Below are 26622 nucleotides of genomic sequence, written 5' to 3'. Positions count from 1 at the left end.
CAACCGACACGATGCGCCCCCGCACCCTGATCTCCCCGGCCCAGCTCGGCCGGCGCCGCGGAAAGATCATCTACTGGACCGTCTTCGGCATGACCATGGGCCTGTTCACCCTGGTCTTCCTCGGCCCGCTGTACTGGATGGTCACCGGCGGCCTCAAGACCACCGCGGAGATCGTCCAGTCCCCGCCGACCCTCGTGCCGCACAGCACGCACCCGGAGAACTACCAGGACGCCTGGCGCGTGATGGACCTCGCCAAGCTCCTGTTCAACACGCTCTACTACGCGTTCGGCGCACTCGCCTTCCAACTCGTCCTCGACGTGGCCGCCGCGTACTCCCTGTCCAAGCTGCGGCCGATATTCGGCAACGTCATCCTCGGCATGATGCTGGCGACGCTGATGATCCCGGCGACCGTCCTGGTCGTCCCGCAGTATCTGACCGTGCTCGACGTACCCATCTTCGAGCGCAACCTCCTGAACAGTCCCTGGGCGATCTGGCTGCCGTCCGTCACCAACGCGTTCAACATCTTCCTGCTCAAGCGGTTCTTCGACTCGATCCCGCAGGAACTCCTCGACGCGGCCTCCATCGACGGCGCCTCGCCGGTGCGCACCCTGCGCTCCATCGTCCTGCCGATCTCCCGGCCGATCCTCGGCGTGGTCTCGATCTTCGCGGTCGTCGGCGTGTGGAAGGACTTCCTCTGGCCGATGCTGACGCTGCCCGACCCGTCCAAGCAGACCCTGAACGTCGGGATCTACTCCCTGGCCAACGGTGTCCCGCAGAACCAGCTCATCGCCGCGCTCACCATCGCCTCGGTGCCGACGCTGATCCTCTTCCTGCTCTTCCAGCGCAACATTATGAGCGGCCTGACCGCCGGCGGCCTCAAAGGCTGACGCCGCCGCACCTTCCCCTCCTCTTCTCCTCTCTCTGTGTGCCGCCGCGGTCCGCCGCGGCGCGCCCCGCCCTGCCCGAAAGGACCCTTCGTGGTGGCCGACGACTGGTGGCGTTCCGCAGCCATCTATCAGGTGTACGTCCGCAGCTTCGCCGACGGCGACGGCGACGGCACGGGAGACCTCGCCGGGGTCAGAGCGCGCCTGTCCTATCTGGCGGAGCTCGGCGTCGACGCGATCTGGTTCACGCCCTGGTACCGCTCACCGCTCGCGGACGGCGGCTACGATGTCGCCGACTACCGCGTGATCGACCCGGCGTTCGGCACGCTCGCCGAGGCCGAGAAGCTCATCGAGGAAGCCCGGGATCTGGGCATCCGCGTGATCGTCGACATCGTGCCGAACCATGTGTCCGACCAACACCCTTGGTTCCAGGCGGCGTTGGCGGCAGGGCCGGGCAGTGCCGAGCGGGAGCTGTTCCACTTCCGCCCCGGCCGCGGCCCCGACGGTGAACTGCCGCCCAACAACTGGCCCTCGCAGTTCTCCGGTGACACCTGGACGCGGGTGCCGGACGGGGAGTGGTACCTGCACCTGTTCACCGCGCAGCAGCCGGACCTCAACTGGGCGCACCCCGCGGTGCGCCAGGAACACGAGGACGTGCTCAGATTCTGGTTCCAGCGGGGCGCGGCCGGGGTCCGGATCGACTCCGCCGCGCTCGTCGCGAAGGACCCGGGGCTCGCCGACGCCGTCGACGGCGACGAGAGCGGATACGTCGACCGCGATGAACTGCATGACATCTACCGCGCCTGGCGCGCCATCGCCGACGAGTACGACGGCGTCCTGATCGGCGAGCTGTGGGTGCCGGACCCGGAGCGCTTCGCCCGCTACCTGCGCCCCGACGAGCTGCACACGGCCTTCAACTTCGACTTCATGTCCCGCGCCTGGGACGCGGCCGAACTGCGCGCGTCCATCGACAACACCCTCGCCTACCACGCGCCGGTGGGCGCTCCCGCGACCTGGGTGCTCTGCAACCACGATGTGACCCGCACCGTCACCCGCTACGGCCGCGCCGACACCCGCTTCGACTTCGCGGCCAAGCGGTTCGGCACGCCGACGGACCTGGCACTCGGCGGACGCCGCGCCCGGGCCGCGGCCCTGCTCTCGCTGGCCCTGCCGGGGGCCGTGTACCTGTACCAGGGCGAGGAGTTGGGGCTGCCCGAGGTCGAGGTGGCGCGCGAGCGCATCGAGGATCCCATGCACTTCCGCTCCGGCGGCGTCGACCCGGGACGCGACGGCTGCCGGGTGCCGCTGCCGTGGGCCGCGCACGGAGTGTCGTACGGCTTCGGGAACACGGGCGAGCCGTGGCTGCCGCAGCCGGCGGACTGGGGCACGTACGCCGCCGAGGACCAGGCGGCGGACCCCACCTCGATGCTGTCGCTGTATCGCACGGCGCTGCTCCTTCGCGGCAGTCGACCAGGCTTCGAAGGCGGTGAGTTGCGCTGGCTTTCCGCGCCCGAGGGCGTACTCGCCTTCGCCCGCGGGGACGGTCTGGTGTGTGTCGTGAACCTCGGCGCCGCCGAGCCGGTGCAACTCCCGCCGCATGAGGCTGTGTTGTTGGCCAGCGACGCCCTGGACGACGACGGGCGACTGCCAGGCGACACGGCGGTGTGGTTGCGGACAGCCTCCGCGACGTAGACGAGCTACGGCGTTCGGCCCTCCCCCGGCCCGGCGCGTCGACCAGAGGGGCATACGCCGCACCCGGCCGTCCGTTCGACCGCGACGGCCGGGAAGCGGGCTCCGGAGGACTATGTCATATGCCAGAAGCACCACCGCATCGTGTATGGCGAAATGCCTTACGAGGCCAGGCGGCCTGTGCCACAGTCGTAACCGGTCCTCCCATCCGCCGTGGCCCCCGCGCCTGCATCGGAGTTCGTCATGCCCCCCCATGTCTTCGCGGACCGCCCCGCCGGCCAGCCGCCGGAGCGTGGCACGGTCGACGCACTGATCACGCAGACACGCCGACTCCTCGGCGATGTCGACGCGGTGCGCCGCGAGGCCTCGGGCCCCGCCGACGACGGGACGGACCCCGAGGTCCGATGGCAGCGCGCCCTGTACGAGCTGGCGGTGCATCAACTCAGCGACCTCGACAAACACCTGGCCCAACTGCGCGACGGCCCCGCGGACCGCACCGCGCCTGCGCCCCGGCCGACGGCCGCCGAGGACCGGCCGGGATCACTGCTGAGCCGGGTCGGCAGCGCCGAGTGGAACCTGCTCACCGACGAGGCGAGCTGGTCCGGGGAGCTGTACCAGATCCTCGGCCGGGATCCGGCCGCGCCCGCCCTCACCCTCGACGAGCTGCCGTCCCTGGTACACCGTGACGACCAGCCGCAGCTCACCGCGATGGTCACGGACTGCCTGATCGACGGCAAGCCGATCGACGGGGAGTTCCGTGTCGTGCGCCCCGACACCACCGTGCGCACGGTGCACATGATGGGCGAGCCCGTGCTTGACGCCGACGGCTCGACCGCCTCGATGTGGGCGGTCGTGCGCGACGTCAGCGAACTGCGCCGCAGCCAGCGCGCGGTGAGTGAGACCCGTGACTCGCTCCAGCGCCAGCGGCACATCGCGCAGACCGAGCACCGGCTCGCGGTCGAGCTGCAGGAGGCCGTGCTGCCGCCGCGGCGTGGCTCCCTGCGGCTCCCGCGCAGCGCCCCCGAGGGCGGCGCTCTCCTCGAGGTGGCCGCCCGTCACCTCCCTTCGTCCGTCGGCGGCCTGATCGGCGGCGACTGGTACGACGTACTCGAACTACCCGACGGGCAAGCCCTGTTGGCCGTCGGCGATCTCATCGGGCACGGCGTCGCGGTCGCCTCCGCCATGGCGATGACGCTCGGCACGGTCCGTGGCCTGGCCGTCTGTGGAGCGGGCCCGGGCGAGCTGCTCTCCCGGCTGCATCACCTCCTCGACGACTCCACAGGGCCCTGCCTCGCCGGCGCCCTGTGCTGCCGGTACGACCCGGTGGCCCGCACACTGGCGTGGGCGCAGGCGGGACACCCCGCCCCGCTGCTCTTCCGCGACGGAACGGGGCGTGCGCTCACGTCGCCAGAGGACCGGCCCCACGGCACGGCCTCCGGTTCCGCCCGCGGACAGTCGCAGGAGACACTGCGCCCCGGCGACATACTGCTGCTGCACACCGACGGCCTGGTACCGCAGCACGACGGAAGGGCCACCGTGGGCCGACTGCTCGCTCTGGCACCGCACCTGGCCGCGGCCCGTGACGCACAGGACTGCGTGCGCGTGGTCGTGGACAGGCTCGACGCGGGTGAGCGCGAGGACGACGCCTGTGTGCTCGTCGCCCGGATCGGCTCCTGACGACGTACTGGTACGGAGTACTGGTACGGAGTACTGGTACGGAGTACTGTGCGGATGCTTCCGGGTCAGGCCCGGACGTCAGGCCTGGACACGCTTCCCCGGGAACTTCGGCAGAGCCAGCTTGATCTCCCGGCGCAGGTCCTCGATCTTCGCGTAGCCGGCGAACTGACCGGTGAGCCGGTACATCTCGCGCAGCCGGTCCCAGGTGCGATGGGACGAGTTCGACCCCATCGACGAGAGCGCCAACCGCGCGTACCGGTCCGCCTGTTCAGGGTCGTCGGCGATGAAGCAGGCCGACGCCATGGACAGATGGTCGAAGATCTTCGAACGGTCACGGCCGCCCGCGCGCAGGGCGAGGGCCTCCTTGGCGTGGCGCTGCGCGATGATCGCGGCGCCCGGCTCGTGCTCGGCGAGGGTGCGGTAGGCGAGGGCCTGCATGCCGTGCAGATCCGCCTCGTCGAACATCTGCATCCAGCTCGGTGGTGCCACGTCGCCCCGGTCGGAGACGAAGAGATCCTCCGCCTCGCCCAGCGTGCGGCGCATCGCCTGGCCCTTTCCGAGTGACGCCTGGGCCCAGGCCTCGATGGTGTAGAGCATGGCCTTGGTCCGGGGCAGCACCTCGTCACCCGCACCGGACTTGGCGAGCTTCATCAGGTCGAGCGCCTCGTCGGGCGCGCCCAGGTGGATCTTCTGGCGGGCGGCCCGCGAGAGGGCCTCACCGGCCCGCGGCCGGTCGCCGCCCTCGCGCGCGGCGTGCGCGGCGATGATGAAGTACTTCTGGGCCGTGGGTTCGAGGCCGACGTCGTGGGACATCCAGCCCGCGAGGACGGCGAGATTGGCGGCGACACCCCAGAGGCGCCGCTGCAAGTGGTCGGGGTGTCGGTAGGAGAGCATCCCACCGACCTCGTTGAGTTGGCCGACGACCGCCTTGCGCTGCAACCCGCCGCCGCGGGAGGCGTCCCAGGCTCGGAACACCTCGACCGAACGCTCCAGCTCCTCGATCTCCTGCGACCCGATGGGGGCGGCCTCGTAGCGGTCGAACCCAGCGGGGTCGGCGTGCAGGGGATCGTGGGAGGTCGGAGCGTCGGCCGCGAGGGTCGGGTCCGTGTGCAACCAGTCGTGCATGGCGCTGCTGAGTGCGGAACCTGCGGCGAGCGCGGCACCCGCGCCCACCAAGCCGCGTCGGTTGAGCATGAGGTCCATTCCCGTGAATTCGGTGAGGACCGCAGCTGTCCGCTCGGGCGCCCACGGCACTCCGTCGGGCCCCTGCTGTTCCAGGCCCCCGCCGCCCTGCCGTTTCCCCGCACGCCCGCGTCGGACAAGACCGAGATCCTCGATGGTCACGACACGGCCGAGTCGCTCGGTGAACAGCGCCGCCAGCACCCGCGGTACCGGATCGCGCGGGATCTCTCCCATGTCGATCCAACGCCGCACCCGCGAGGTGTCCGTCGCCAGCTGCGGGTGGCCCATGGCCGCCGCCTGCCGGTTGACGAGTCGCGCGAGTTCGCCCTTGGACCAGCCGGCCAGGCCGAACAGGTCGTTCAGGCGGGTGTTGGGTTGTCCGTTCACGTGAGCCCCCAGGTTCTCGGCTGAAACCGACAGTAGCCCTCTGTCAGTTGCTGAGCGACTATTCGCCAGGGTTCGCCAGGGTGCGCCAGCTGTTGTGCTCCTGCCCGTGGGGTGTCAGGTAGGAATGCGCCACCCCGACCCGGTCGCCACAGGGCATTCCCCAGGGTGTACCGAATCGGCCGGGCCGGGCAGCGCAGGCAACTCGTCGGCACGCGAAGGGATCTGTATCGCCCATGTACGCAGCATCGTCCTCCGTGTCCGCCCCGCCCCGGCCGCCCCGTCCCGCCCGCCCGGCGGTGCCCGGCAGCGGCCCGTACCTCGACCCCGTGCGGCCCGCGACCACGACGCTCGGGGGCGTCGGCCGGCCGCGTCGTGCCCCCGGGATCGGCACACCACCGCTCAGCGGGAGACTCGACTTGTCCGGCCCTCAGGGCGCCCAGCTGCGCACCGCGATCGCCTCGGTGCACCGGATCTGCCCGGAGTTCCATCCGGTGCAGGTGCTGCGGCGCAGTCCGCGCTCCGTGCTACTCGTCGGAACTACCGGGCGCAGCACGGCTGTTGCCAAGTGTTTACTGGACCACTCCCCGATGTGGACGGAGCGGGTCCGGCACGAAATAGCTGCATACCGATCGTTCGTCCGGCACCGGCCGCCGGTGCGGGTGCCGCGTCTCATCGCGGCGGACCCGGACAACGGCACGCTGGTGATCGAGCGGATGCCCGGCCGGGTGGCGGCCCTGCAGCGCCACCCTGCCGAGGCACCGCCGCGGGCGGATGTGCGCGCCGCGCTCGGCGCGATCTGCCGGCTCAACCAGTGGCGGCCTCCGGCGGGCACCTTCGACGCGCCACTGGACTACGCGGAGCGCATCAACCGGTTCCATGATCTGGGTCTGCTGACCGACCGCGACATGGGTGATCTGCAGAAGCTGCTGCACGGCATCGCCCACGCGTCGGGCCGCGGCGGCATGGGCCAGTTCTGCCACGGCGACGCCCTGCTGTCGAACATCCTGCTGTCGCCCGCGGGACCGGTGCTCGTGGACTGGGAGCACGCGGGGTGGTACCTGCCGGGGTACGACCTGGCGACGCTGTGGGCGGTCCTGGGCGATGCCCCGGTGGCGCGCCGGCAGATCAGTCAGCTCGCACAGTCCGGCGGCCCCGCGTCCCGGGACGCGTTCCTGGTCAACCTGATGCTCGTACTGACCCGGGAGATCCGTACGTACGAGACGGCCGTGCAGCGTTCTCTGCACGAGCAGACCCCGGCGGCACCGGGTCCGGCCCACCCCGGTGCTGCGCCGTCCGGTGAGGAGCAGCGGCTGCTGCTGCGCCGACTGCACGACGATTGCAACATGGCCCGCAAGGCGGTCCGTGCGGCGGTCGGCACTCGCTGACGGGGACGGAGACCCGCGGTGCGCCGGTGACCATGGCGCACCGCGGGTCTTCGGCGTCGCGGGCCGGACACGGTCGAGGTCATCTCCCGTTCCGCAGCCGCCCATTGGTCTAAGCCACTGACGCGCCGCAGGCGGTCGCGCCGCCGCACAGGAAACTCGCATACACGCCCACTGACATGGGAAATCCTGGGGAATTCCGTTGCCCGTCGGATGATTGACGGATGGTCGGCCAGCCGATACCACTGTCGCACAAGACGCCCGCACGCCCCGCGCAGCAATGCGACCACCAGCGCTCCCAGGAGGCACCGTTGCATCGGTCCACCCGTTCCATCCCCGGCAGACGTCCCCGTGCGGGAGTGCGGGCGGCGGGCACGCTCGCCACGGCGGCACTGCTGCTGCCGCTGCTCGGCGCGGCCCCGCCCCAGGACGCGGGGCCGGCTCCGTCGGCGCGGCTGCAGGGCGCGTTCGCCGCTGCCGCGGCCGAGTACCGGGTGCCGCAGAGCGTGCTGCTCGGCGTCTCGTATCTTCAGTCGCGGTGGGACGCGCACGGCGGTGCGCCGAGTGTCACCGGCGGCTACGGGCCCATGCACCTCACCGACGCGCGGACGGCGATCGCGCACACCGTGGCGCACAGCCACGCGGAGGGCGACGCCCGCGGCGACGACTCGCGCGCCCCGCTGAAGGCCACGCGGTCCGTGCCGACGGACAACCAACTCCCGGCCCGTCTCAAGACGTTGACCCGGGCGGCGGAGCTGTCCGGCATCCCCGCCGAGCGGCTGCGCAGCGACCCCGCGGCCAATGTGCGCGGTGGCGCGGCCCTGCTCGCGGCGGCGCAGAAGCGGCTCGGGAAGCCGCTCAGCGGCGCCGCGTCCGACTGGTACGGCGCGGTCGCGACGTTCTCCGGAGCGGACGACTCGGCGACCGCGGCGACGTACGCCAACGATGTCTTCGCGGTGATCCGCGACGGCGAGAAGCGGACCACGGACGCGGGCCAGCGCGTGGCCCTAGCCGCAGACCCGGCCGCGACGCCGCGGGCGGCGCAGCTCACGGAGATGGGCCTGCGCAGGACGGACACCTCCGACACCGAGTGCCCGAGGACCGTGTCGTGCGAGTGGATCCCGGCGCCGTACGAGGAGTTCGGCGAGGGCGACTACGGCAACCACGACCTGGCGGACCGCCCCAAGGACCAGAGCATCGACTACATCGTCGTCCATGACACGGAGGCGACGTGGGAGCAGACGCTGAAGCTGGTCCAGGATCCGACGTATCTGGCCTGGCACTACTCGCTGCGCTCGACCGACGGGCACATCGTGCAGTCCATCAAGGCGAAGGACGTCGGCTGGCACGCGGGCAACTGGTACGTGAACGCGAAGTCGATCGGCCTGGAGCACGAGGGGTTCCTCGCGCAGCCGGACTCCTGGTACACGGAGGAGATGTACCGGTCCTCGGCGCGCCTTGTCTCGTACCTCGCGAAGAAGTACGACATCCCGCTGGACCGCCAGCACATCCTGGGCCATGACACGGTGCCGGGGCCGACGACGTCGACCATCCCGTCGATGCACACGGACCCGGGCCCGTACTGGGACTGGGCGCACTACTTCGCGCTGATGGGCCGGCCGTTCCACCGGGCGGCGGGGGCGAACGGCGGGGTCGTCACCATCAACCCCGACTTCGCGCGGAACAAGCCGGAGTTCACGGGCTGCGCCAAGGCGGGCGAGGCGTGCGCGCCGCACGGGTCGAGCGTGGTGCGCGTGTACACGGCGCCGAGCGAGGACGCCCCGCTGGTCAAGGACATCGGTCTGCGGCCGGGCGGCCAGGACTCGACGATCGATGTGAACGACATGGCGTCGCGGGTCTCGACGGGCCAGCAGTACGCGGTCGCAGACCGCAAGGGCGACTGGACGGCGATCTGGTACCTCGGCCACAAGGCCTGGTTCAAGAACCCGGGGAAGCAGCCGACCGCGGTCGGTGCCAAGGGCCTGGTGGTCACGCCGAAGGCGGGCGCGACCGAGGTGCCGGTGTACGGGCGGGCCTATCCGGAGGCGGCGGCCTACCCGGCGGGGATGACGCCGCAGGCGGTCTCACCGCTGCCGTACAAGCTCCTCGCCGGCCAGCGGTATGTGATCGGCGGGCGGACGACGGGCGAGTACTTCTTCTCGCCGACGTTCGACACGTCGACGCACAAGGTGGTCAAGGGCAAGGACGTGTACTACGAGATCCAGTTCGCCCACCGGGTCGCCTATGTGCGGGCCGCCGACGTCCAGGTGGTGTCTTCGAAGAAGTCATGACCGGCCGGTGACTCCGCGGCGAGGGCCGGGAGCGCTCCGGAACGGGAGTGCTCTCAGCCCTGCTGGAACAGCTCCGCGGGCAGCGGCTTGAGCAGCGCGTAGAGATCGTCGGTGATCGGGCGGTCCCAGGACGCGATCGTCACCAGCACGTTGTCACTGCGGTCGAACTGGACGCAGGAGATACGCGTCTCGGAGAGCTTCAGCCGCCGCACGATGAGGAGGTTGTCGCCCTGCATCACGGGCACGTCCTCGACGCCGGTGACCGTGACCTCCTCCTCGTTCTCCAGCGCGATGAGCAGCTGGGCGACCTCGAAGGGGATCTCGTCCTCGGCGATCTCGCGGGCCGGGGAGCCCTCGGGAAGATTGCCGATGATCATCGCGGGGCCGCGGCCGCCGAACAGGTCGTAGCGCAGGAACACGCCCTGGCAGCTGCCGTCGGGGGCGGGCAGCAGGCCCGCGCCGAGGTTGCCCGGCCAGTCGCCCGGATCCATGGCCAGGACGTCGAAGTCGGGGCCCGCGGGGGTCGCTGCGCGGCGGCGGAGGAAGGACATGCTGTCCATCGTACGTCGCCGGTGGAGGCGGTTCGTCCCGGGGTTTGGCAGACCCGGTCACTCGCCGAGGGCCGCCGCGAGGCCGCTCTGGTCGGTGCCCACCTTGCGGTAGACCGCCGACAGGAGTCGCACCACGGTCTGCTCGTCCAGGTGCAGCTCCCCCGTGATCTCCGCCGGGCACAGCCCGCGCGCCGCGCATTGGGCGGCCGCCCGCTCCCGCGCGGTCAGCGTGTCCGTCGCCGCGCTGCGCAGCGGCCGGGGCCGCAGCCCCGCGGCGGCGAGCTCCTCGCGGGCCCGCTCGACCAGGCCGTCGGCGCCGCAGCCGGCGGCCGTGTCCAGGCCGCGGTACAGCCGGTCGGCGGCTTCCTCGGCGCGGCCCGTGCGGCGCAGTTCCGCGCCGAGGGCGACGAGTGAGCAGGCCAGCTCGTAGCCGGCCGGGGAGCGCTCCAGGTGGCTGACGGACTCCTCCAGGAGTTTGCCGCGGGCCGCGCCGGAGGAGACCTCGGCCGCGGCGCGCAGGGCCGCTCCGATCGCGGACGGGGCGCCGAAGTGCCGGGCGCGGTCGACGGCGTCGTGGGCGGTGGCGAGGGCGCTCGCGGGGGCGTCGTGCACCTCGGCGCGGGCGAGGTGGAGCTGCCAGGGGCACCAGGCGGGGTTGCGCATGCCGCGCGGATCGAGCCGGCGGCCCGCGGCGGCGAGCTCGACGGCGGCGTCCTTGGTGCGGCCGAGGGCGAGGAGCAGTTCGCCGTACACGGTCTGCGCGTCGGGGAAGACGACGGCGGCGGGGAACGGCGCCCCGAACGCGTACGTCTCGGCCACGCTCTCGGCCTCGGCGACCCGGCCGCGGGCGAGCAGCACCTCGATGAGGGTGCCGACTGCGTACCAGTGGGCGGGGGTGCCGGGGCCGACGCGCTCGGCGAGGCGCAGACCCGCGCGGGCGAAGTCCTCGGCCTCGGCGAGGCGCCCGCGCCGGTAGCGGACGTAGCCGAGCAGGGTGTACGCGAAGGAGAGGTGGCCGCCGCGCCAGCCGGCGTGTTCGAAGTCGGCGATGCCTTCGACGAAGAGTTCCTCGGTACGCCCTGGGCGGTCGGCGTAGAGGAAGGACAGGGCGACGAGGACGGGCACCTCGAAGCCGCGGTCCTCGTCGGCGGCCCAGCGCAGTCCGCCGGCCAGGGCGCGCTCGGCGTGCCGGATCACGGTGGCGGCGGGCTCGCCGCGAAGGGTGGCGTCCCAGGTGCGAAGCCCGATGATGTAGCGCTCGGTGAGGTCGCGTCCGGTGAGCCGGTCGGCGAGTCTGGCCAGGCGGCGGGAGCGGGCCGGGGACTCGGGTTCATCGGCGCGAAAGGCGTCCCACATGAACTGTTCGGCCTGCAGGCGCAGCCGGACCCGGGAGTCCGTGGTGAGCCGCATCTCCCGGGCGAGGGTCTCGGAGGCCTCGGCCAACCGGTCGCTGTGGGCGAGGACTTGGGAGAGGCGGTAGACGATGCCGTGGCGCAGCGCCGGGTCGGTGATGGGTTCCTCGAGGGCGGCGCGCAGGTGGTTGACGGTGGTGGCGGGTTCGGTGAGCAGGGAGGCGCTGCCGAGTTCGTAGAGGACGACGGCGCGGTCGTCGTAGGGCGGGGGTTCGCGCAGGGCGCGGGCCAGGTAGCGGCGGGCGGCGTCGGGGGCTCCGGCGCGGACGGTCTCGCGCGCGGCGGAGCGCAGTTGCTGGACGACCCAGGGGTCTCCGTCGGGGTGGGTCTCCAGGAGGTGGCGGGCGGCGGCGGAGGAGCCGAGTCCCGCGTTGACGACGGTCCAGGCGGCCTGGCCGTGCAGGGCGACGCGGACGCCGCTCGGGATGGCGCGGTAGACGGCGGTGGCGATCAGCGGGTGGACGAACTCCAGGGTGTGCACGCCGGTGAGGACGCGGGCGTCACGCAGCCGGTCGGCGGCGTCCGCGGCCTCCTCGGCGCCGAGCCCGGCGACGCCCGCGGCGAGTTCGGGGGAGATCTCCGTGCCGAGGACGGCGCAGGCCCAGGCGAAGCGGACGGTGGAGCTGCCCAGACGTTCGAGGCGGGCGATCAGTCCGCTGCCCTTGACGGCGGCGGCGAGGTCGCGCAGCAGGTGGGCGCCGTTCTCGGTCGGGACGAGGCCCCGGTCGTGCACCTTCGCGGTCAGTTCGACGGCTTCGAAGGGGTTGCCGGCGGTGACGGCCCAGCATTCGCGGCAGAAGGCGTCGTCGGCGTGCGCGCCGACGGACTCGCGAACCATCCGGGCGATGGCGGGCGCGCTGAGCGGTTCGAGGCCCAGGGGCCGCCGGCCCGCGCGGCCGGGCAGGCCGCGCAGCGCCTCGGCGTGGTCGGGGAGCTCCTCGGGCCGGTAGGCGACGACGAGCAGCAGCGGGAGTTCCTCGGCGCGCGGCGCGAACGCGGCGAGCCAGCTCAGGGACTCCGGGTCGGCCCAGTGCGCGTCGTCCAGAACGAGGACCATCGGGGCGCGCTGCACGGCGAGGTGGGTGAGGACCCAGTCGAGGCCGTCGCGCAGGCCCTGCGGGTCGGGCGGCGCTCCCTCGGCGGCGGCGCACAGTCCGAGGGCGGGGCCGACGATGGCGTACCAACTGCCCAGCCTGGAACGGAGTTCGGCCTCCGGGGCGCCGGCCAGCTGGGGCTGGACGAGCTGGCGTGCGACGTGGAAGGCGACGCCCTGCTCCTGGTCGCCGCCGCGGGCGTACAGGACGGTGCAGCCCTTGGCGGCGGCGCGCCTGCGCACTTCGGCGAGGAGCGACGTCTTGCCGAGTCCGGCGGGGGCGGCGACGGCGAGCAGCGCGCCGTGCGGCCGCTCGGGCGGTTCCACGCCGCTGGGGCGCAGTCCGGCCAGCTCGCTGAGCGCCTCGTCGACGGCGGCGAGTTCACTGTCGCGCTCGAGCAGCTGCCGCCTGCCCCGGCCTGCGCGCTGCACCATGACGTACCCCCAGCCGCGTCGGTGCGCCCGGCGCGGGGAGCCGGTACACGCCGCGGGTTCCAGGTCTCTCAGCCTACGCCGAACCGACCGGCGGGGAGCGTCATGTGGCCTACTGCGTACGGGAGTTGTGGCGCTCGTGGTGGCGGGCCACGCGGGCCCGGTTCCCGCAGGACGGCCTGCACCACTCCTGGCGCGGGTGCTCCTTGAGGAAGTACCGCACGCAGCGCGGCGCGTGGCAGGCGCGCAGCCGCTGCCGGTCGGGGCCGGTGAGGAAGGCGAGCGCCGCGCGGGCCAGCGCCGCGGTGAGCAGGTCGGCGGCGGGTGCGTCGCCGGTGGCCGTCTCGCGTACCGTCGGCGCGCCGTCATCCTCCTGCCAGTGCAGGACGGGCACGGCGGGCACACGGGCGGCCGCCGTGTTCAGACGGGCGACGGCGTCGGCGACGGGCAGCAGGCGGCGCGCGTCGGCGGGGCTGGGCTCCCCCGGGCGTACGGCGTGCGCGAACAGGGTGCGCACGGCGGCCCGCACCGCGCACACCTGGCGCAGGTCCTCCTCGTCGGCGCTGTAGCCCGTGTCCAGGGGCAGCTCGGCGGCATGGTCACGCACCCACGTGGTGAGGCCCTGCGGGGTGTGGAGATCGTCGGCCACGCCCCCGTTCCCGTCGTGGCGCAGCGTGAGAGCGAGGTCGAGGACGAGCCGGGTGCCGTCGGGGCCCGCCGTGCTGATGTCAGGCATGCCCTAATGATAGGTTCCCCGTCAACCATTAACGATCGCCGGTCGGTGTGCGAGGGGGATCATGGGCGGCGGCACGCTCGACTACTGGCGTGCGGGTCTGGACTCCGTGCCGGACGAGGTGTGGCGCCATCCCGCGCTCGAGGTCCTGCTGCTGGCGGACAACCGGCTGGCGCGGCTGCCCGACCGTGTCGGCACGCTGACCCGGATGCACACGCTGGACCTGGGCCACAACCGGCTGACGGCGGTGCCGTCGAGCCTCGGTGACCTCACCGGCCTCACCCGGTTCCTCTATCTGCACGACAACCTGCTGACCGAGCTGCCCGACACCGTCGGCGCGCTCGGCCGGCTCGCCTATCTGAACATCGGCGAGAACCGGCTGACGTCGCTGCCGCCGACGCTGGGCTCGATGACCGGCCTCGTCGAACTGCGCGCCCAGCACAACCGGCTGACCGCGCTGCCCGACACCGTCGGCGCACTCGGCTCGCTGCGGGAACTGTGGCTGCGCGGCAACCGGCTCACGGCACTGCCCGACTCCGTCCGGGAGCTTCGGGAGCTGCGGGAGCTGGAGCTGCGCGAGAACGCCCTCGATGCCGTCCCCGAGCCGCTGCGCGGTCTGCCGCTGCTGCGCAGGCTCGATCTTCGCGGCAACCGGGTACGTGAACTGCCCGCCTGGGTCGCGGAGTTGCCCGCTCTGGAGAAGCTCGATCTGCGCTGGAACGACGTACGGGTCGCGCCCGGCCTGCTCACCGAGCTGACCGGGCGCGGATGCGTCGTACTGCGCTGAACCGACTGCTGGTACTTGCCGAAGACAGGCTCTCAGCCCTCTTCTTCACGGGCCGGGGGCACGACCGCGACCGGGCTCGCCGCGTGCAGCAGCACGGCCTGGGTGACCGAGCCGAGGATCGGGGCGGGACGCGTGAAGCGGCGGCGGTGGCGGCCGACGACGACCAGCTCGGCCTCGCGCGAATTCGCCACGAGATGACCCGCCGCGTCGCCGGGCGCCACATAAAGGTCGACCTCGACTTTAGGGTGAGACTTTCGCCGGTCGGCGACCACTTCGGTGGCCAATCGCACCGTCTCCCGCTCGGCGGCCTCCTGGTCGACCGTGGTCGGCGTGAAGTCGCCGAACGCGGACCAGGCGAGCGTCGGCCACGGGTAGGCGGCGACCACCTGCAACCGTGCGCCGGTACGGGCGGCGTGTTCGAAGGCGAAGCCGAGCACGGTCTCGTCCCGGTCGTCGGTCTGGAGGCCGACGACGACGCGCGGGCCGCCCTTCACCGGCACGTCACCGTGGACCGCGCGGCCCGGTGGCGGCACCACGACGACGGGGCAGGCCGCGTCCCGGGCGGCCGCCACCCCGTTCGAACCGAGCAGCAGGCTGGCGAAACCGCCGCGGCCGCGCGAGCCGAGCACCAGGAGCTGCGCCTCGTTGCTCATCTCGGGCACCACCGCGGCGGGCACGCCCTCGCGGCTGATGAACTCCAGGGGCGGCGGCCCCTCGCGCCCCTCCAGTTCCTTGCGCACGTCCCCGATGACGGGGTCGTCGGCGGGCTCGTCGGGTCCGGCGACGAGCACGGCGGGCTGGAGGTGGGGCGCGTACTGCCGCACATGCACGATGCGCAGGTCGGCGTCGCGCCGGGCCGCTTCGGCGAGCGCCCAGCGCAGGGCGCGTTTGCTGTCGTCGGACCCGTCGACGGCGGCGACGACGGGCAGGGGGTGCGGCGTGCTCATGGTTCTTCGCCTCCGACACAGGGCACGCTGGCCGCGCCCTCATTGACCGGCTGTTCCTGTGGCCAGGCTCGCGCACCCGGAGGCCACAGGACAGGGCCGAAGGTCACGTGTCGGAAATCGGCGGGTGAACCGGCGTGCGCGACCACGGCTCCTGCGGCGACGCCGCTCGCATCCGAGCACCCCCTGTGGTCCCGCGGGACCTATGTCAGATCGAACTCGCCCTCGCGCGCGCCGAGCACGAACGCTCCCCACTCGTCCGGTGTGAAGATCAGCGACGGGCTCTCCGGGCTCCCGCTGTTGCGCATCGCGATGAATCCCTCCACGAAGGCGATCTGGACATCGCCCGCTCCCCTGCTGCTGGAGCGCCAGTCCGCCTGGCTCAGATCCAGATCCGGCTTGTCCCACCCCATGAGCGGGTGCTGGTCGATGGTGCTCTCGGCCACGTCCGTGCTCCTCCCGGTTCGTCGTCCGTGCGCCAGCCTAGCGATCGGTTCGTACGCCGCACAGGTCACGAAGGTGGCGATCGTCCGCCTGACGGTCATCGGTGGATCACCGCGTGGGCGGTTCGGCGCCGACGAGCCACATGGAGAAGAACTGCGATCCGCCTCCGTAGGCGTGCCCCAGCACCTTGCGGGCGCCGTCGACCTGGTGCTCTCCCGCCTGTCCGCGTACCTGGAGGGCGGCCTCGGCGAAGCGGATCATGCCGGAGGCGCCGATGGGATTCGTGGACAGGACACCGCCCGACATGTTCACCGGCAGGTCCCCGTCGAGTTCCGTCACGCCCGCCTCGGTGAGTTTCCAGCCCTCGCCCTCGTCGGCGAAGCCGAGGTTCTCCAGCCACATGGGCTCGTACCAGGAGAACGGGACGTACATCTCGACGGCGTCGATCTCGCGGCGCGGGTCCGCGATGCCCGCCTGCCGGTACACGTCGGCGGCGCAGTCCTTGCCGGCCTGCGGGGAGACGAAGTCCTTGCCGGCGAAGAGCGTGGGCTCACTGCGCATGGCGCCGCCGAGCAGCCAGGCGGGCGGCTTCGGTGAACGGGCCGCACCCGCGCGGTCGGTGAGGATCATCGCGCAGGCGCCGTCGGAGGAGGGGCACGTCTCGGAGTAGCGGATGGGGTCCCACAGCATGGGTGAGGCCTGGACCTTCTCCAGGGTGATGTCGTGCTCGTGGAGGTGGGCGTAGGGGTTCTTCAGCGCGTTGCGGCGGTCCTTGTAGGCGACGAGCGAGCCGACGGTGTCGGGTGCGCCCGTACGCCGCATGTAGGCCCGTACGTGTGGCGCGAAGAAGCCACCGGCTCCGGCGAGCAGCGGCTGCTGGAACGGGACGGGCAGCGAGAGCCCCCACATGGCGTTGGACTCGGACTGTTTTTCGAAGGCGAGGGTGAGGACGGTGCCGTGGACGCGGCCCGCGACGAGGTTGGTGGCGACGAGTGCGGTGGAGCCGCCGACGGATCCGGCGGTGTGCACGCGCAGCATCGGTTTTCCTACGGCGCCGAGCGCGTCGGCGAGGTAGAGCTCGGGCATCATGACGCCCTCGAAGAAGTCGGGCGCCTTGCCGATGACGACGGCGTCGATGTCGGCCCAGGTCAACTCGGCGTCCGCCAGCGCCTCTTGAGCGGCTTCGCGGACCAGTCCGGCGATGGACACGTCGCGGCGGGCGGCGACGTGTCTGGTCTGCCCGATCCCGACGACGGCCACGGGCTCCTTGCCTGTACCGCTGCTGCTCATCGCTGGTCCTCCCCTTCGGATGCGTCGGGCACGTCGGGTACGTCGAGTACGTCGGGTACGTCGGGTGCTTCGAGTACGGCGACGAGGTTCTGCTGGAGGCAGGGGCCCGAGGTGGCGTGGGCGAGCGCCCGGCGGGAGTCGCCGCGGTGGATACGGGCGGCGGCCTCCCCGATGCGGATGAGTCCCGCGGCCATGACGGGGTTGGCGGCGAGGGCACCGCCGGACGGGTTGACGGTGACGTCGTCGCCGAGCCGCAACGCCTTGCGCAGGACGACTTCCTGTGAGGTGAACGGGGCGTGCAACTCGGCGGTGTCCACAGGCCGTTCGAAAGCCCCTGCGTTCTCGGCGGCGAGCCGCGCGGAGGGCGAGTCGGTCAGATCGCGTACGCCGAGGCTGTGTGCCTCGATGCGGTGGTCGATGCCGCGGATCCAGGCGGGCCGCTCGCACAGGTCGCGGGCCCGGTCGCCCGCCGCGAGGATCACAGCGGCGGCGCCGTCTCCGATGGGCGGGCAGTCGCCGGTCCGCAGCGGGTGCACGACGTATTCGCCATGCGGCACGTCGGGGCCGCGCAGTTGGGCGTGCGGGTTGTCCGCGGCGGCGGTGCGGCTGCGGGCGGCGACCCCGGCCAGGGCGGGTTCGTCGGTGTGGCCCGCGTCGATGAGGGCCTGGGCCTGGAGCGCGGCGAGGGCGACGGAGTCGGGCCAGAGCGGGGCGACGTAGTACGGGTCGAGCTGCCGGGTCAGCACGTCACGCACCGACCCGGGTGACGACTTGCCGTACGCGTAGACGAGCGCGGTGTCGGCCTCGCCGGTCAGCAGTTTGGTCCACGCCTCGTACAGCGCCCACGCACCGTCCATCTCGACGTGCGACTCGGAGATCGGCGGCCAGGCGCCGACGCCGTCGAGGGCCATGGTGAAGGAGAAGGCCCGCCCGGCCAGGTAGTCGCTCGACCCCGAGCAGGTGAAGCCGATGTCGCTGGTCCTGAGCCCCGTCGCGTCGAGCACCTCGTGCAGCACGGGCATCAGCATCTCGACCTCCGACTGCTCGTCGGTGGTGCGCCGGTGGTCGGTCTGCGCGAAAGCGACCACGGCGATGTCCCGGATCGGCGGTCGCCGCATTCAGATCAGCTCCTTGTACGTGTCGTAGTCGGCGTCCGGTTCGCCGGTCGGCCGGTAGTGGTCCGGATAGCGCCCGCCCTCGCTCCACACGGGCTCGACGCGCAGCCCCATGCGTACTTCGTCGTACGGGATTCCGGCGATGCGGCCGTGCAACGCCAGGTCGGCGCCGTCCAGGGCGATGTGCGCGTAGACGTAGGGCAGTTCGATGTCGAGGTTCCTGGCCTTGACGTTGACGATGCAGTACGTGGTGACGGTGCCGGCCGGGCCGACCTCGACCTGGTCGGTGGTGGCGACGCCGCAGGTGGGGCAGGCGCCGCGGGGCGGGACGTAGACCTTGCGGCAGGACGGGCAGCGCTCGCCGACGGTGCGGTTGTCCGCGAGGGCGTTGATGTACCGGCTCTGGGCGCCGCCGGGGCTGTAGGTGTAGTCGAGGCGGGCGGGGGCGACGATGCCGGTGACGTTGTCCCCGAACTGCCCTGTGTGCGGGCTTACTTGTGTTTCGGCAGGGCTGCTGTCTCCGTTGTCTCCGTTGTCTCCGTCCGGCTCGAAGCAGGCGATGTCCGTGATGGCGCCGGCCCGCTCCTCGGCCCAGCGGACGCGGACGCGCAGACCGGTGTGGACGGTGTCCGGGCCCGGGGCGTCGAGGGCGTGCAGCAGGGCAGTGTCGGCGCCGTCCAGCTTGACCAGGACCCAGGCGAAGGGGGTGCCCAGGGGCTGGCCGCGGCGGGGTTCGGGGTTCCACGCCCAGGTGGTGACGGTGCCCGTGCTGCCCACCTCCACGAGGTCCCGGATCTCGTCGGCGGTCACGGGGTCGTACTCGACCGGCGGCACGAGGACGCTGCCGCTGGTCGTACGGACCCCGAGGACCGTGCGGTGGCGCAGCCCGGTCAGGAACGCGCTCTGGACGGGGCCCAGGGACCGGGTGAAGGGGAACTCCACGACCAAGGGTGCGCGCGGTACCTCCGGTTGGGGCGCGATTGTCATTAGGGCTCCTCCAAAAGGGGGCGGGGTTGGGGTGGGACTTGCCGTCCGGGGGGTGGGGGTGCGGCGGGGCCGGGGGCGGTCGTCGCGGAGCGGGCGTGGGGCGGGGCGGATTCCGGGGGTGCTGGTCGTCGCGGCGCGGGGGCTGCGTCTGCCTCTCTGGGTGCGTTGCCGGGTGACACGTGCGTCGTGGCTGGTCGCGCAGTTCCTCGCGCCCCTGGAGGCTGCGGCCTCGGCGGGTGTAGCTCGGGGGCCGCATCTGCCTCTCTGCGCGCGCGCCGAGTGACACGTACGTCGTGGCTGAGCGCGCCGTTCCCCGCGCCCCTGAGGGCTCGCGGCTTCGGCGGGTGTAGCTCGGGGGCCGCATCTGCCTCTCTGGGCGCGCTGCCGAGTGACACGTGCGTCGTGGCTGATCGCGCCGTTCCCCGCACCCCTGGGAGCTTGCGGCTTCGCCGCGGCTCCAGGAGGGCGCGCCCCTTGAGATGGCGCACGAAGTGCGCATCTCAAGGGGCGCGGGGAACTGCGCGAGAACCCCCACCGACCCGCAGACACACACCAACCCCCAAGGGGCGCGGGGAACTGCGCAAAAGTCGTATCGACCCGCACACACAACCCCGCAGAGCACTGCGCGACGCCCGCCACAACGGAACCCGCACCCAAGACCCAGAACCCGCAGAGCGGACCGGCACAAGGAACCCCGCCCACCCCTACTCCCGCCGAAACAAAGGCAACCGCTTCTCCGCAAAGGCCCGCGCCCCCTCCTTCGCATCGGCCGTATCGAAAACCGGCCACCCCCTCTTGAGCTCCGAGACCAACCCCTCCGCCTCGGAGAGCTCGGCCGTCTCGTAGACGGACGCCTTCACCGCCTCCACGGCCAGCGGCCCACACGCATTGACCCGCTCCGCGATCTCCAGCGCCGCATCGAGCGCCGTCCCGTCCGGAACGACCCGCCCCACCAGCCCGATCGAGGCCGCCTCCGCCGCCGGATAGGGCCGCCCCGTCAGCAGCATCTCCAGCGCATGCGTACGCGGAATCTGCCGCGGCAGCCGTACCGTCGAGCCCCCGATGGGGAACAGCCCCCGCGCGACCTCGAAGAGGCCGAACGTCGCCGACTCCCCCGCGACCCGGATGTCGGTGCCCTGAAGGATCTCCGTGCCGCCGGCCACGCAGTAGCCCTCGACCGCCGCGATCACGGGCTTGCGCGGGCGGTGATGGCGCAGCATCGCCTTCCAGTGCAGATCCGGATCGGCCTTGAGGCGGTCCCGGTACCGCTCGCCCTCCATGCCTTTTCCGGCCAGCGCCTTGAGGTCCATCCCCGCGCAGAACGACCCGCCCGCCCCGGTGAGCACGACCGAGCGGACCGCGTCGTCGGCGTCGGCCTCGAGCCATCCGTCGTAGAGGCCGACGAGCATCGGCAGGGACAGCGCGTTCTTGGCCTCGGGCCGGTTGAGCGTGAGCACGAGCGTCGCGCCCTCGCGCCGTACTTCGAGATGTTCGGTCCCACTCATGACTGCCCTCCAGTCGGCCGGAGCCGCGGGGCCCTTGAGGGCCCGCCTCCGAGACCAGAACAGGTTGCAGGAGGGGGCGGGCCAGTTCAAGAGTTTTCTGACACTCAGTCAGATTATCTCTGTGGGGCCCCTTCCCCCTTCAAACCGTCTCTGCTCTGATGACGGCCACACGAGATGGGGCGACGGTCAGGAGGAGCGGTGGAGTACAACCTTGCCGACCTGTTCGAGTCGGTCGTCGACGTGGTCCCGGACCGCGAGGCACTCGTCTACATCGACCACCCGGGCACGGGCGCGGAGCGCAGGCTGACCTACGCACAGCTCGACGCGGCGGCGAACCGCGTCGCCCACCACCTGATCGACAGCGGTCTGCGCCCCGGTGAACACCTCGGCCTGCACCTCTACAACGGCATCGAGTACCTCCAGACGGTACTCGGCTGCCTCAAGGCGCGAGTGGTACCGGTCAACGTCAACTATCGGTACGTCGAAGAGGAGTTGGTGTACCTCTACCGGGACGCCGACCTGGCCGCGCTGGTCTTCGACGCGGAGTTCACCGAGCGCGTGGCGGCCGCGCTGCCACGGACGGAGAAGCTGCGGCACCTGGTGCGGGTGGGAACCCCGGCGCCAGGCGCGCCGCCACTGAAGTCCGTGGACTTCGCCGGGGCCGAGGCCGCCGCGTCGCCCGGGCGCGGGTTCGCCCCGCGCTCGGCGGACGACCAGTTCATCATCTACACCGGTGGCACTACCGGTATGCCCAAAGGTGTGATGTGGCGTCAGGAGGACTTGTTCTTCTCGGGGTTGGGCGGTGGCGCGCCGACGGGTGAGCCGGTGACGCGACCCGAGGAGCTGGCCGAGCGGGTGGCGGCGGGCGGCGCCGGAATCACCTTCTTCCCCACTCCCCCGCTGATGCACGGCACGTCCACCCTCACCGCCTTCATCGGCTTCAACTTCGGCCAACGCATCGTCATCCACCGCAAGTTCGTACCGGAAGAGGTACTGCGCACGATCGAGAAGGAGAAGGTGACGAGCATGTCACTGGTGGGCGACGCGATGCTGCGCCCGCTCATCGACGCGCTGGAGGGTCCGCTGAAGGGCACGGACTGCTCGTCCATGTTCAGCGTCTCCTCGTCGGGCGCGATCATGTCGGACACGGTGCGCGCGCAGTTCCAGGCGCTGGTCCCGAACGTGCTGCTCCTGAACAACTTCGGTTCGTCGGAGTCCGGCTTCAACGGCACCGCCACGGACGACTCCGGCGCCGGACAGGGTTTCCGGTTACGCGTCAACTCCCGTACGCAGGTGGTGGATCCGGCGACGTACGAACCGGTCGCCGTCGGCGAGGTGGGCCGCATCGCACAGCGCGGCCACGTTCCGCTCGGCTACTACAACGACCCGGGGAAGACCGCCGAGACGTTCTTCCGGAAGGGCGAGGAGCGCTGGGTGCTGCTCGGTGACATGGCCACGGTCGACGAGGAGGGCATCGTCACCGTCCTCGGCCGCGGCTCCCAGTGCATCAACACCGGCGGCGAGAAGGTCTACCCCGAAGAGGTCGAGCAGGCCCTCAAGTCGCACCCGGACGTCTACGACGCGCTGGTCGCCGGCGTCCCCGACGCGAAGTGGGGCAACCACGTGGCCGCCGTCGTCCAGCTCAGACCCGGCGTGCCCACTCTCACCCTGGACACCCTCCAGACGCACTGCCGCATCCACCTGGCGGGCTACAAGATTCCCCGCCGGCTCGTCGTGACAGACAGCATCCAGCGCTCCCCGAGCGGCAAGGCGGACTATCGCTGGGCACGGGCGGTGGCCGCCGGGTCGGCCGGCTGACCGCTGCCGCGCCGGGCCGTGAGCACGGGCTGGTAGAAGCCCGTGCTGTCCGGCGCGTGCCAGGTCACCTCGGTGAAGCCCGCGTCGAGCGCGAAACTTGTCAACTGCCGCTGCGTCAACGCCCAGTAGGTGGTACGGCGCTCCCGTACCCGCCGTTCGTCGCCCTGACCGGTCAGCTGGATGTGCCGCAGGTCGTAGCGCTCGCCGTCGTCGTGCCAGTGCCAGAGCTGGATGGTGATCGTCTCCCGGCCGTCGGCGTCCGTCGACAGCTGCGGCGGCGGCGCCGTGGGCCGGGTGCGGCGCGCCTCCTCGTAGTCGCGGACCGTGAGCAGGAGGAGACCGTCGTCGCGGAGCACCCGGCGCAGGCCGGTCAGCGCCGCGGAGAGGTCGCCGGGCGTGAGCAGGTGCGCCAGGGAGTCGTCGGCGCAGATCGCCGCGTCGAACGTCGCGGACCCGAAGGGCAGAGCGCGCAGGTCCGCGGCGGCCGCGGGCAGGACGGCGCCGCGGGCCGCGGCTTCGGTCCCCGCTCGGGCCGCGGCGCGCGGGCTCAGGTCCGTGCCGACGACCCGGTGGCCGCGGCGGGCCAGGCCGATCGCCTGGGTGCCGATCCCGCAGGCGCCGTCCAGAACCCGGTGCGGGCCCGCGCCGAGGCAGGCCCCGACCAGCGCGTCGAGGACCCGCGCCTGGGCTGCCATGCTCGTGTCCCAGTCCTGGAATATGCGGTGGTAGTCGGCGGCGAGGTCGTCGTAGAAGCGGCGCACGGAAGACATGACCGCACCCTAATCCGGTTGCCCGCGGCCCGGACCGCTGCTGAAGTGACTGGATGGATCAAGAAGCGGTGCTGGCCCTGTTCGACCGGCAGATGCGGCGCGAGGCGCGGCCCGACGAGCCGGGGGCGCGGGTCGAGCGGGTGGACGATGTCGTACGGCAGGTGGGTCCCGGCGACGGGTGGAACGGGGTGCTGTGGTCGGGGTTCGGCGCGGCTGCCCCGGACAGCCCGGAGGCTGCGGCAAGCGTGGACGCGGCCATCGCCGAACAGGCGCGCTTCTACGCCGAGTTGGGCGTCGAGGCGGAGTGGAAGGCGTACGGGCACGACCGGCCCGCTGATCTGGGGGCGCGGCTGACCGCCGCCGGCTTCGTGGCCGAGGAGACGGAGACGCTGCTCGTGGCGGAGACGGCCGGGCTTGCCCTCGATGTCGCGGCGCCGGAAGGGATCCGGCTGCTGCCCGTCACCGAGGAGGCCCAGGTCGAGCTGGTCGAGCGGGTGCACGACCGGGCCTTCGACGGCGGACGGTCCTCCATCGGGCACCAGGTGCGTCAGCAGCTCGCCGCCGACCCGGCGACCGTGCCCGCCGTGGTCGCCCTGTATGGCGAGGAACCGGTCAGCGCCGCCCGCCTCGAACTGCACGAGGGGACGGACTTCGCGAGTCTGTGGGGCGGCGGCACCGCGCCCGAGTGGCGGGGTCGAGGTATCTACCGGGCGCTCGTCGCGTTCCGGGTCCGGATCGCGGCCGAGCGCGGCTTCTCGTACCTGCACGTGGACGCCACGTCGTACAGCAGGCCCATCCTGGAACGGCTGGGCTTCGTCGCGCTGGGGACGACCACGCCGTACGTTCTGAAGGCGACCGGGTGAGGACGCCAGGCCCTGGAAGTCCTCACGCCGACGACAGGAACTCCGCCACCCGCGCCACGAAGAACTCCTCGTCGTCCAGCCAGGGGTAGTGCGCGGCCCCCGGCTGCACCACGACCCGGCCCCGCGGGTAGTACTCCGCGGCGCGGTGGACGAGTTCGGGGCACGGGCCGCCGTCCAGTTCGCCCGCGAGCAGCAGGACCGGGGCATCGAGTCGGGCCAGCGCCGCGCGGGTCGCGGGCGGGTCGTAGGCGCCTTCGGCGGAGTAGCGCACCTCGGCGCGCTCGTTGCTCTGGTCGTCGGTGCGGGCCGCGTGCGCCCGGGCCCGCTCGTCCCAGCGCCCGTAGAAGAAGGCGTCGTAGAGGTAGTCGGCGTCGTCCCGGCCGGCGAGCAGCTTCTCGTACTCGGCGTAGGCCGCCTCGAACCACGGCTCGTGGCTGCGCAGTCGGGCCGCGGCGCGCCGCTCGTCCGGGCTCGCCCGCAGGCCCAGGGCACGTTGCGCGGAGGTGACCAGGACGAGCCGTGCGATGCGCTCCGGGTGGTGGGCCGCGTGGAGGGCGGCGAGGTTGCAGCCCGCCGAATGGGCGAGGACATCCATCTGGTCGAGCCCGAGGTGGACGCGGAGGGCCTCGACGTCGTCGACCTGCCGGTCGCAGCGGTACGTCGCCTCGTCGGCCGGCACCGCCGACCTCCCCGTGCCGCGCAGGTCGAGGAGGTACAGGGTCCGGTGGGCGGTGAGGCCGCCCAGGTCCCCGAGGTACTCGGACGCGCGCATCGGCCCGCCGGGCAGACACACCAGGGGCGGGCCCGCACCGCGGACGTGACAGGCCAGCTCCGTGCCGTCCGGCGCGGTGAACGTGAACATGCCGTGATCATCACAGCCGGGCAGCCGCGGCGGCAACGGCTTTGCACCCGGCTTCGTGCGCCCGGCCTTGCGCCCGGCATCTGATCAACACGTCGCGTCGCATGTCTTGACGTGGCCGGTCCCGCCTTGAATTACTGACGAGCAGCAGGTCAACCGAATGATCGGTCGGGATCGGCCCGGCGTTCGGCGGTGCGGAAGTTCTGAAGTTCGGGAGTGCGGCGATGACGTCGACGACGACGCGATGGTGGGACGAGGGCGAGCGCCTGGGCGCGGCCGAACTGCGGGCGCTCCAGCTGGAGCGGCTGCGCGCGACCCTGAGCCGGGTGTACGAACGGGTGCCGTTCTACCGCGACGCCTTCGACAAGGCGGGGGTACGCCCCGAGGACTGCACGTCGCTCGCGGACCTGGCGCGGTTCCCGTTCACGACCAAGGCGGATCTGCGGGACAACTACCCCTTCGGGCTGTTCGCCGTGGAGCAGGCCGAGGTGCGGCGGCTGCACGCCTCCAGCGGCACGACGGGCCTGCCCACGGTCGTCGGGTACACCGAGGACGATCTGTCGATGTGGGCCGACATGGTGGCCCGCGCGATCCGCGCGGCGGGCGGCAGGCCCGGCCACAAGGTCCATGTCGCGTACGGGTACGGCCTGTTCACGGGCGGGCTCGGCGCGCACTACGGCGCGGAGCGGCTCGGCTGCACGGTCATTCCGGCCTCCGGTGGCATGACCGCCCGCCAGGTCCGGCTGATCCTGGACCTGCGGCCGGAGATCATCATGGTGACGCCGTCGTACATGCTGACGCTGCTCGACGAGTTCGAGCGGCAGGGCGTCGACCCGCGTTCCACCTCGTTGCAGGTCGGCGTCCTCGGTGCCGAGCCCTGGACGGAGGAGATGCGGCGGGAGATCGAGGAGCGGTGCGGGATCGACGCCGTCGACATATACGGGCTCTCCGAGGTCGTCGGGCCGGGTGTCGCGCAGGAGTGCGTGGAGACCAAGGACGGTCTGCACATCTGGGAGGACCACTTCTACCCCGAGGTTGTCGACCCGGTCACGGGTGAGGTGCTGCCCGACGGTGAGCCGGGCGAGCTGGTCTTCACGTCGCTGACGAAGCAGGCGATGCCGGTGATCCGCTACCGGACGCGGGATCTGACGCGGTTGCTGCCGGGGACGGCACGGCCCGCGTTCCGCCGCATGGAGAAGATCACCGGCCGCAGCGACGACATGGTGATCGTGCGCGGCCTGAACCTGTTCCCCACGCAGGTCGAGGAGATCGTGCTGCGCACGCCCGGGGTGGCCCCGCACTTCCAGCTCCGGCTGACCCGCGAGGGCCGGATGGACGCGCTGACGGTCCGCGCGGAGGCCCGGCCGGGCGCGACACCGGACGAGCGGGACGCCGCGGCGCGGGCCATCACGGCGGGGATGAAGGACGGCGTCGGGCTGACGGTGGCCGTCGAGATCGTCGACCCGGAGACGCTGGAGCGCTCGGTGGGCAAGATCAAGCGGATCGTGGACCTACGGAATCGCTGAG

General features: G+C 72.0%; 21 protein-coding genes. 9 read left to right on the top strand and 12 right to left on the bottom strand.

Translation table 11 applies throughout. From position 1 onward, the window contains the following. Positions 1 to 11 precede the first annotated feature (11 nt). The 3 genes from ABD366_RS12370 to ABD366_RS12360 all read left to right on the top strand — a co-directional run bounded on the left by ABD366_RS12370 (position 12) and on the right by ABD366_RS12360 (position 4250). On the top strand, positions 12 to 887 hold the full coding sequence (locus ABD366_RS12370; protein WP_324775456.1) for a carbohydrate ABC transporter permease: 876 nt from the start codon (positions 12 to 14) through the stop codon (positions 885 to 887). Positions 888 to 980: 93 nt separating this feature from the next. Beyond that, complete coding sequence (locus ABD366_RS12365) at positions 981 to 2576, top strand: glycoside hydrolase family 13 protein (RefSeq protein WP_324775454.1); 1596 nt, start codon at positions 981 to 983, stop codon at positions 2574 to 2576. A 240-nt stretch (positions 2577 to 2816) separates the two neighbouring features. Beyond that, positions 2817 to 4250 carry a PP2C family protein-serine/threonine phosphatase gene (locus ABD366_RS12360; protein ID WP_324775396.1) on the top strand — a complete coding sequence of 478 codons (1434 nt, stop codon included), beginning with the start codon at positions 2817 to 2819 and terminating at the stop codon, positions 4248 to 4250. A 78-nt stretch (positions 4251 to 4328) separates the two neighbouring features. On the opposite strand, the gene ABD366_RS12355 is transcribed toward ABD366_RS12360, so the two are convergent. Further along, the gene (locus ABD366_RS12355) at positions 4329 to 5819 is read right to left on the bottom strand and encodes a DNA-binding protein NsdB (protein WP_324775393.1); all 1491 of its coding nucleotides are present in this window, start codon (positions 5817 to 5819) and stop codon (positions 4329 to 4331) included. Positions 5820 to 6052: 233 nt separating this feature from the next. Between ABD366_RS12355 and ABD366_RS12350 the strand changes: the two genes are divergently transcribed. Continuing rightward, positions 6053 to 7204 (top strand): aminoglycoside phosphotransferase family protein, encoded by a 1152-nt coding sequence (locus ABD366_RS12350; protein WP_324775391.1) that lies wholly within the window; start codon positions 6053 to 6055, stop codon positions 7202 to 7204. Positions 7205 to 7512: 308 nt separating this feature from the next. Further along, on the top strand, positions 7513 to 9492 hold the full coding sequence (locus ABD366_RS12345; protein WP_324775389.1) for an N-acetylmuramoyl-L-alanine amidase: 1980 nt from the start codon (positions 7513 to 7515) through the stop codon (positions 9490 to 9492). Positions 9493 to 9545: 53 nt separating this feature from the next. On the opposite strand, the gene ABD366_RS12340 is transcribed toward ABD366_RS12345, so the two are convergent. The 3 genes from ABD366_RS12340 to ABD366_RS12330 form a co-directional block, all read right to left on the bottom strand. Next, positions 9546 to 10043, bottom strand: a complete 498-nt coding sequence (locus ABD366_RS12340) for a hypothetical protein (protein ID WP_324775387.1) — start codon at positions 10041 to 10043, stop codon at positions 9546 to 9548. Between the two features lie 57 nt (positions 10044 to 10100). After that, complete coding sequence (locus ABD366_RS12335; protein ID WP_344441673.1) at positions 10101 to 12983, bottom strand: helix-turn-helix transcriptional regulator; 2883 nt, start codon at positions 12981 to 12983, stop codon at positions 10101 to 10103. A 109-nt stretch (positions 12984 to 13092) separates the two neighbouring features. Then, entirely contained in the window at positions 13093 to 13716 is a 624-nt protein-coding gene (locus ABD366_RS12330; RefSeq protein WP_344441671.1) for a CGNR zinc finger domain-containing protein, read from the bottom strand. Between the two features lie 61 nt (positions 13717 to 13777). Between ABD366_RS12330 and ABD366_RS12325 the strand changes: the two genes are divergently transcribed. Continuing rightward, entirely contained in the window at positions 13778 to 14500 is a 723-nt protein-coding gene (locus tag ABD366_RS12325; protein ID WP_324769690.1) for a leucine-rich repeat domain-containing protein, read from the top strand. Between the two features lie 32 nt (positions 14501 to 14532). Here the strand turns inward: ABD366_RS12325 and ABD366_RS12320 are convergent, their stop codons facing one another. The 6 genes from ABD366_RS12320 to ABD366_RS12295 all read right to left on the bottom strand — a co-directional run bounded on the left by ABD366_RS12320 (position 14533) and on the right by ABD366_RS12295 (position 20785). Continuing rightward, the gene (locus tag ABD366_RS12320) at positions 14533 to 15447 is read right to left on the bottom strand and encodes a universal stress protein (protein ID WP_324769691.1); all 915 of its coding nucleotides are present in this window, start codon (positions 15445 to 15447) and stop codon (positions 14533 to 14535) included. 200 nt (positions 15448 to 15647) lie between these two features. Next, on the bottom strand, positions 15648 to 15890 hold the full coding sequence (locus tag ABD366_RS12315) for a DUF397 domain-containing protein (protein ID WP_324769692.1): 243 nt from the start codon (positions 15888 to 15890) through the stop codon (positions 15648 to 15650). A gap of 106 nt (positions 15891 to 15996) precedes the next feature. Then, entirely contained in the window at positions 15997 to 17178 is a 1182-nt protein-coding gene (locus ABD366_RS12310) for a thiolase domain-containing protein (protein ID WP_324769693.1), read from the bottom strand. Continuing rightward, positions 17175 to 18296 (bottom strand): thiolase domain-containing protein, encoded by a 1122-nt coding sequence (locus tag ABD366_RS12305; protein ID WP_324769694.1) that lies wholly within the window; start codon positions 18294 to 18296, stop codon positions 17175 to 17177. The genes ABD366_RS12310 and ABD366_RS12305 overlap by 4 nt, the downstream gene beginning before the upstream one ends. Next, on the bottom strand, positions 18297 to 19280 hold the full coding sequence (locus ABD366_RS12300; RefSeq protein ID WP_324769695.1) for a Zn-ribbon domain-containing OB-fold protein: 984 nt from the start codon (positions 19278 to 19280) through the stop codon (positions 18297 to 18299). It lies immediately after the preceding gene. A gap of 704 nt (positions 19281 to 19984) precedes the next feature. After that, positions 19985 to 20785 (bottom strand): crotonase/enoyl-CoA hydratase family protein, encoded by an 801-nt coding sequence (locus ABD366_RS12295; protein ID WP_324769696.1) that lies wholly within the window; start codon positions 20783 to 20785, stop codon positions 19985 to 19987. Positions 20786 to 20983: 198 nt separating this feature from the next. Between ABD366_RS12295 and ABD366_RS12290 the strand changes: the two genes are divergently transcribed. Next, complete coding sequence (locus ABD366_RS12290) at positions 20984 to 22603, top strand: acyl-CoA synthetase (RefSeq protein WP_324769697.1); 1620 nt, start codon at positions 20984 to 20986, stop codon at positions 22601 to 22603. Here the strand turns inward: ABD366_RS12290 and ABD366_RS12285 are convergent. Beyond that, positions 22561 to 23373: a class I SAM-dependent DNA methyltransferase gene (locus tag ABD366_RS12285; protein ID WP_344441667.1), complete on the bottom strand. Its 813-nt coding sequence runs from the start codon at positions 23371 to 23373 to the stop codon at positions 22561 to 22563. The two genes, ABD366_RS12290 and ABD366_RS12285, sit on opposite strands and share 43 nt — an antisense overlap. 53 nt (positions 23374 to 23426) lie before the next feature. Between ABD366_RS12285 and ABD366_RS12280 the strand changes: the two genes are divergently transcribed. Continuing rightward, a complete protein-coding gene (locus tag ABD366_RS12280; RefSeq protein ID WP_324769483.1) occupies positions 23427 to 24236 on the top strand; it encodes a GNAT family N-acetyltransferase in 810 nt (269 codons plus the stop codon). Positions 24237 to 24258: 22 nt separating this feature from the next. On the opposite strand, the gene ABD366_RS12275 is transcribed toward ABD366_RS12280, so the two are convergent. Beyond that, complete coding sequence (locus ABD366_RS12275) at positions 24259 to 25098, bottom strand: alpha/beta fold hydrolase (protein WP_324769482.1); 840 nt, start codon at positions 25096 to 25098, stop codon at positions 24259 to 24261. 221 nt (positions 25099 to 25319) lie between these two features. On the opposite strand from ABD366_RS12275, the gene paaK reads away from it, so the two are divergent. Continuing rightward, the gene (gene paaK / locus ABD366_RS12270) at positions 25320 to 26621 is read left to right on the top strand and encodes a phenylacetate--CoA ligase PaaK (protein ID WP_324769481.1); all 1302 of its coding nucleotides are present in this window, start codon (positions 25320 to 25322) and stop codon (positions 26619 to 26621) included. The last annotated feature ends 1 nt before the right edge of the window (position 26622 follow it).

Origin of the sequence: Streptomyces kunmingensis (genome assembly GCF_039533535.1) — a bacterium.
Classification (GTDB): Bacteria; Actinomycetota; Actinomycetes; order Streptomycetales; family Streptomycetaceae; genus Streptomyces; species Streptomyces kunmingensis.
This window is presented reverse-complemented; position numbering and strand designations above follow the sequence as displayed.

Excerpts from the sequence above, each read along its gene's own strand:
- ABD366_RS12370 (WP_324775456.1), top strand. The coding sequence starts at position 12 with ATGCGCCCCCGCACCCTGATCTCCCCGGCCCAGCTCGGCCGGCGCCGC.
- ABD366_RS12330 (WP_344441671.1), bottom strand. The coding sequence starts at position 13,716 with ATGCCTGACATCAGCACGGCGGGCCCCGACGGCACCCGGCTCGTCCTC.
- ABD366_RS12320 (WP_324769691.1), bottom strand. The coding sequence starts at position 15,447 with ATGAGCACGCCGCACCCCCTGCCCGTCGTCGCCGCCGTCGACGGGTCC.
- ABD366_RS12280 (WP_324769483.1), top strand. The coding sequence starts at position 23,427 with ATGGATCAAGAAGCGGTGCTGGCCCTGTTCGACCGGCAGATGCGGCGC.
- ABD366_RS12300 (WP_324769695.1), bottom strand. The coding sequence starts at position 19,280 with ATGACAATCGCGCCCCAACCGGAGGTACCGCGCGCACCCTTGGTCGTG.
- ABD366_RS12335 (WP_344441673.1), bottom strand. The coding sequence starts at position 12,983 with ATGGTGCAGCGCGCAGGCCGGGGCAGGCGGCAGCTGCTCGAGCGCGAC.
- ABD366_RS12360 (WP_324775396.1), top strand. The coding sequence starts at position 2,817 with ATGCCCCCCCATGTCTTCGCGGACCGCCCCGCCGGCCAGCCGCCGGAG.
- ABD366_RS12325 (WP_324769690.1), top strand. The coding sequence starts at position 13,778 with ATGGGCGGCGGCACGCTCGACTACTGGCGTGCGGGTCTGGACTCCGTG.
- ABD366_RS12350 (WP_324775391.1), top strand. The coding sequence starts at position 6,053 with ATGTACGCAGCATCGTCCTCCGTGTCCGCCCCGCCCCGGCCGCCCCGT.
- ABD366_RS12295 (WP_324769696.1), bottom strand. The coding sequence starts at position 20,785 with ATGAGTGGGACCGAACATCTCGAAGTACGGCGCGAGGGCGCGACGCTC.
- ABD366_RS12310 (WP_324769693.1), bottom strand. The coding sequence starts at position 17,178 with ATGAGCAGCAGCGGTACAGGCAAGGAGCCCGTGGCCGTCGTCGGGATC.
- ABD366_RS12275 (WP_324769482.1), bottom strand. The coding sequence starts at position 25,098 with ATGTTCACGTTCACCGCGCCGGACGGCACGGAGCTGGCCTGTCACGTC.
- ABD366_RS12340 (WP_324775387.1), bottom strand. The coding sequence starts at position 10,043 with ATGTCCTTCCTCCGCCGCCGCGCAGCGACCCCCGCGGGCCCCGACTTC.
- ABD366_RS12285 (WP_344441667.1), bottom strand. The coding sequence starts at position 23,373 with ATGTCTTCCGTGCGCCGCTTCTACGACGACCTCGCCGCCGACTACCAC.
- ABD366_RS12305 (WP_324769694.1), bottom strand. The coding sequence starts at position 18,296 with ATGCGGCGACCGCCGATCCGGGACATCGCCGTGGTCGCTTTCGCGCAG.
- paaK (WP_324769481.1), top strand. The coding sequence starts at position 25,320 with ATGACGTCGACGACGACGCGATGGTGGGACGAGGGCGAGCGCCTGGGC.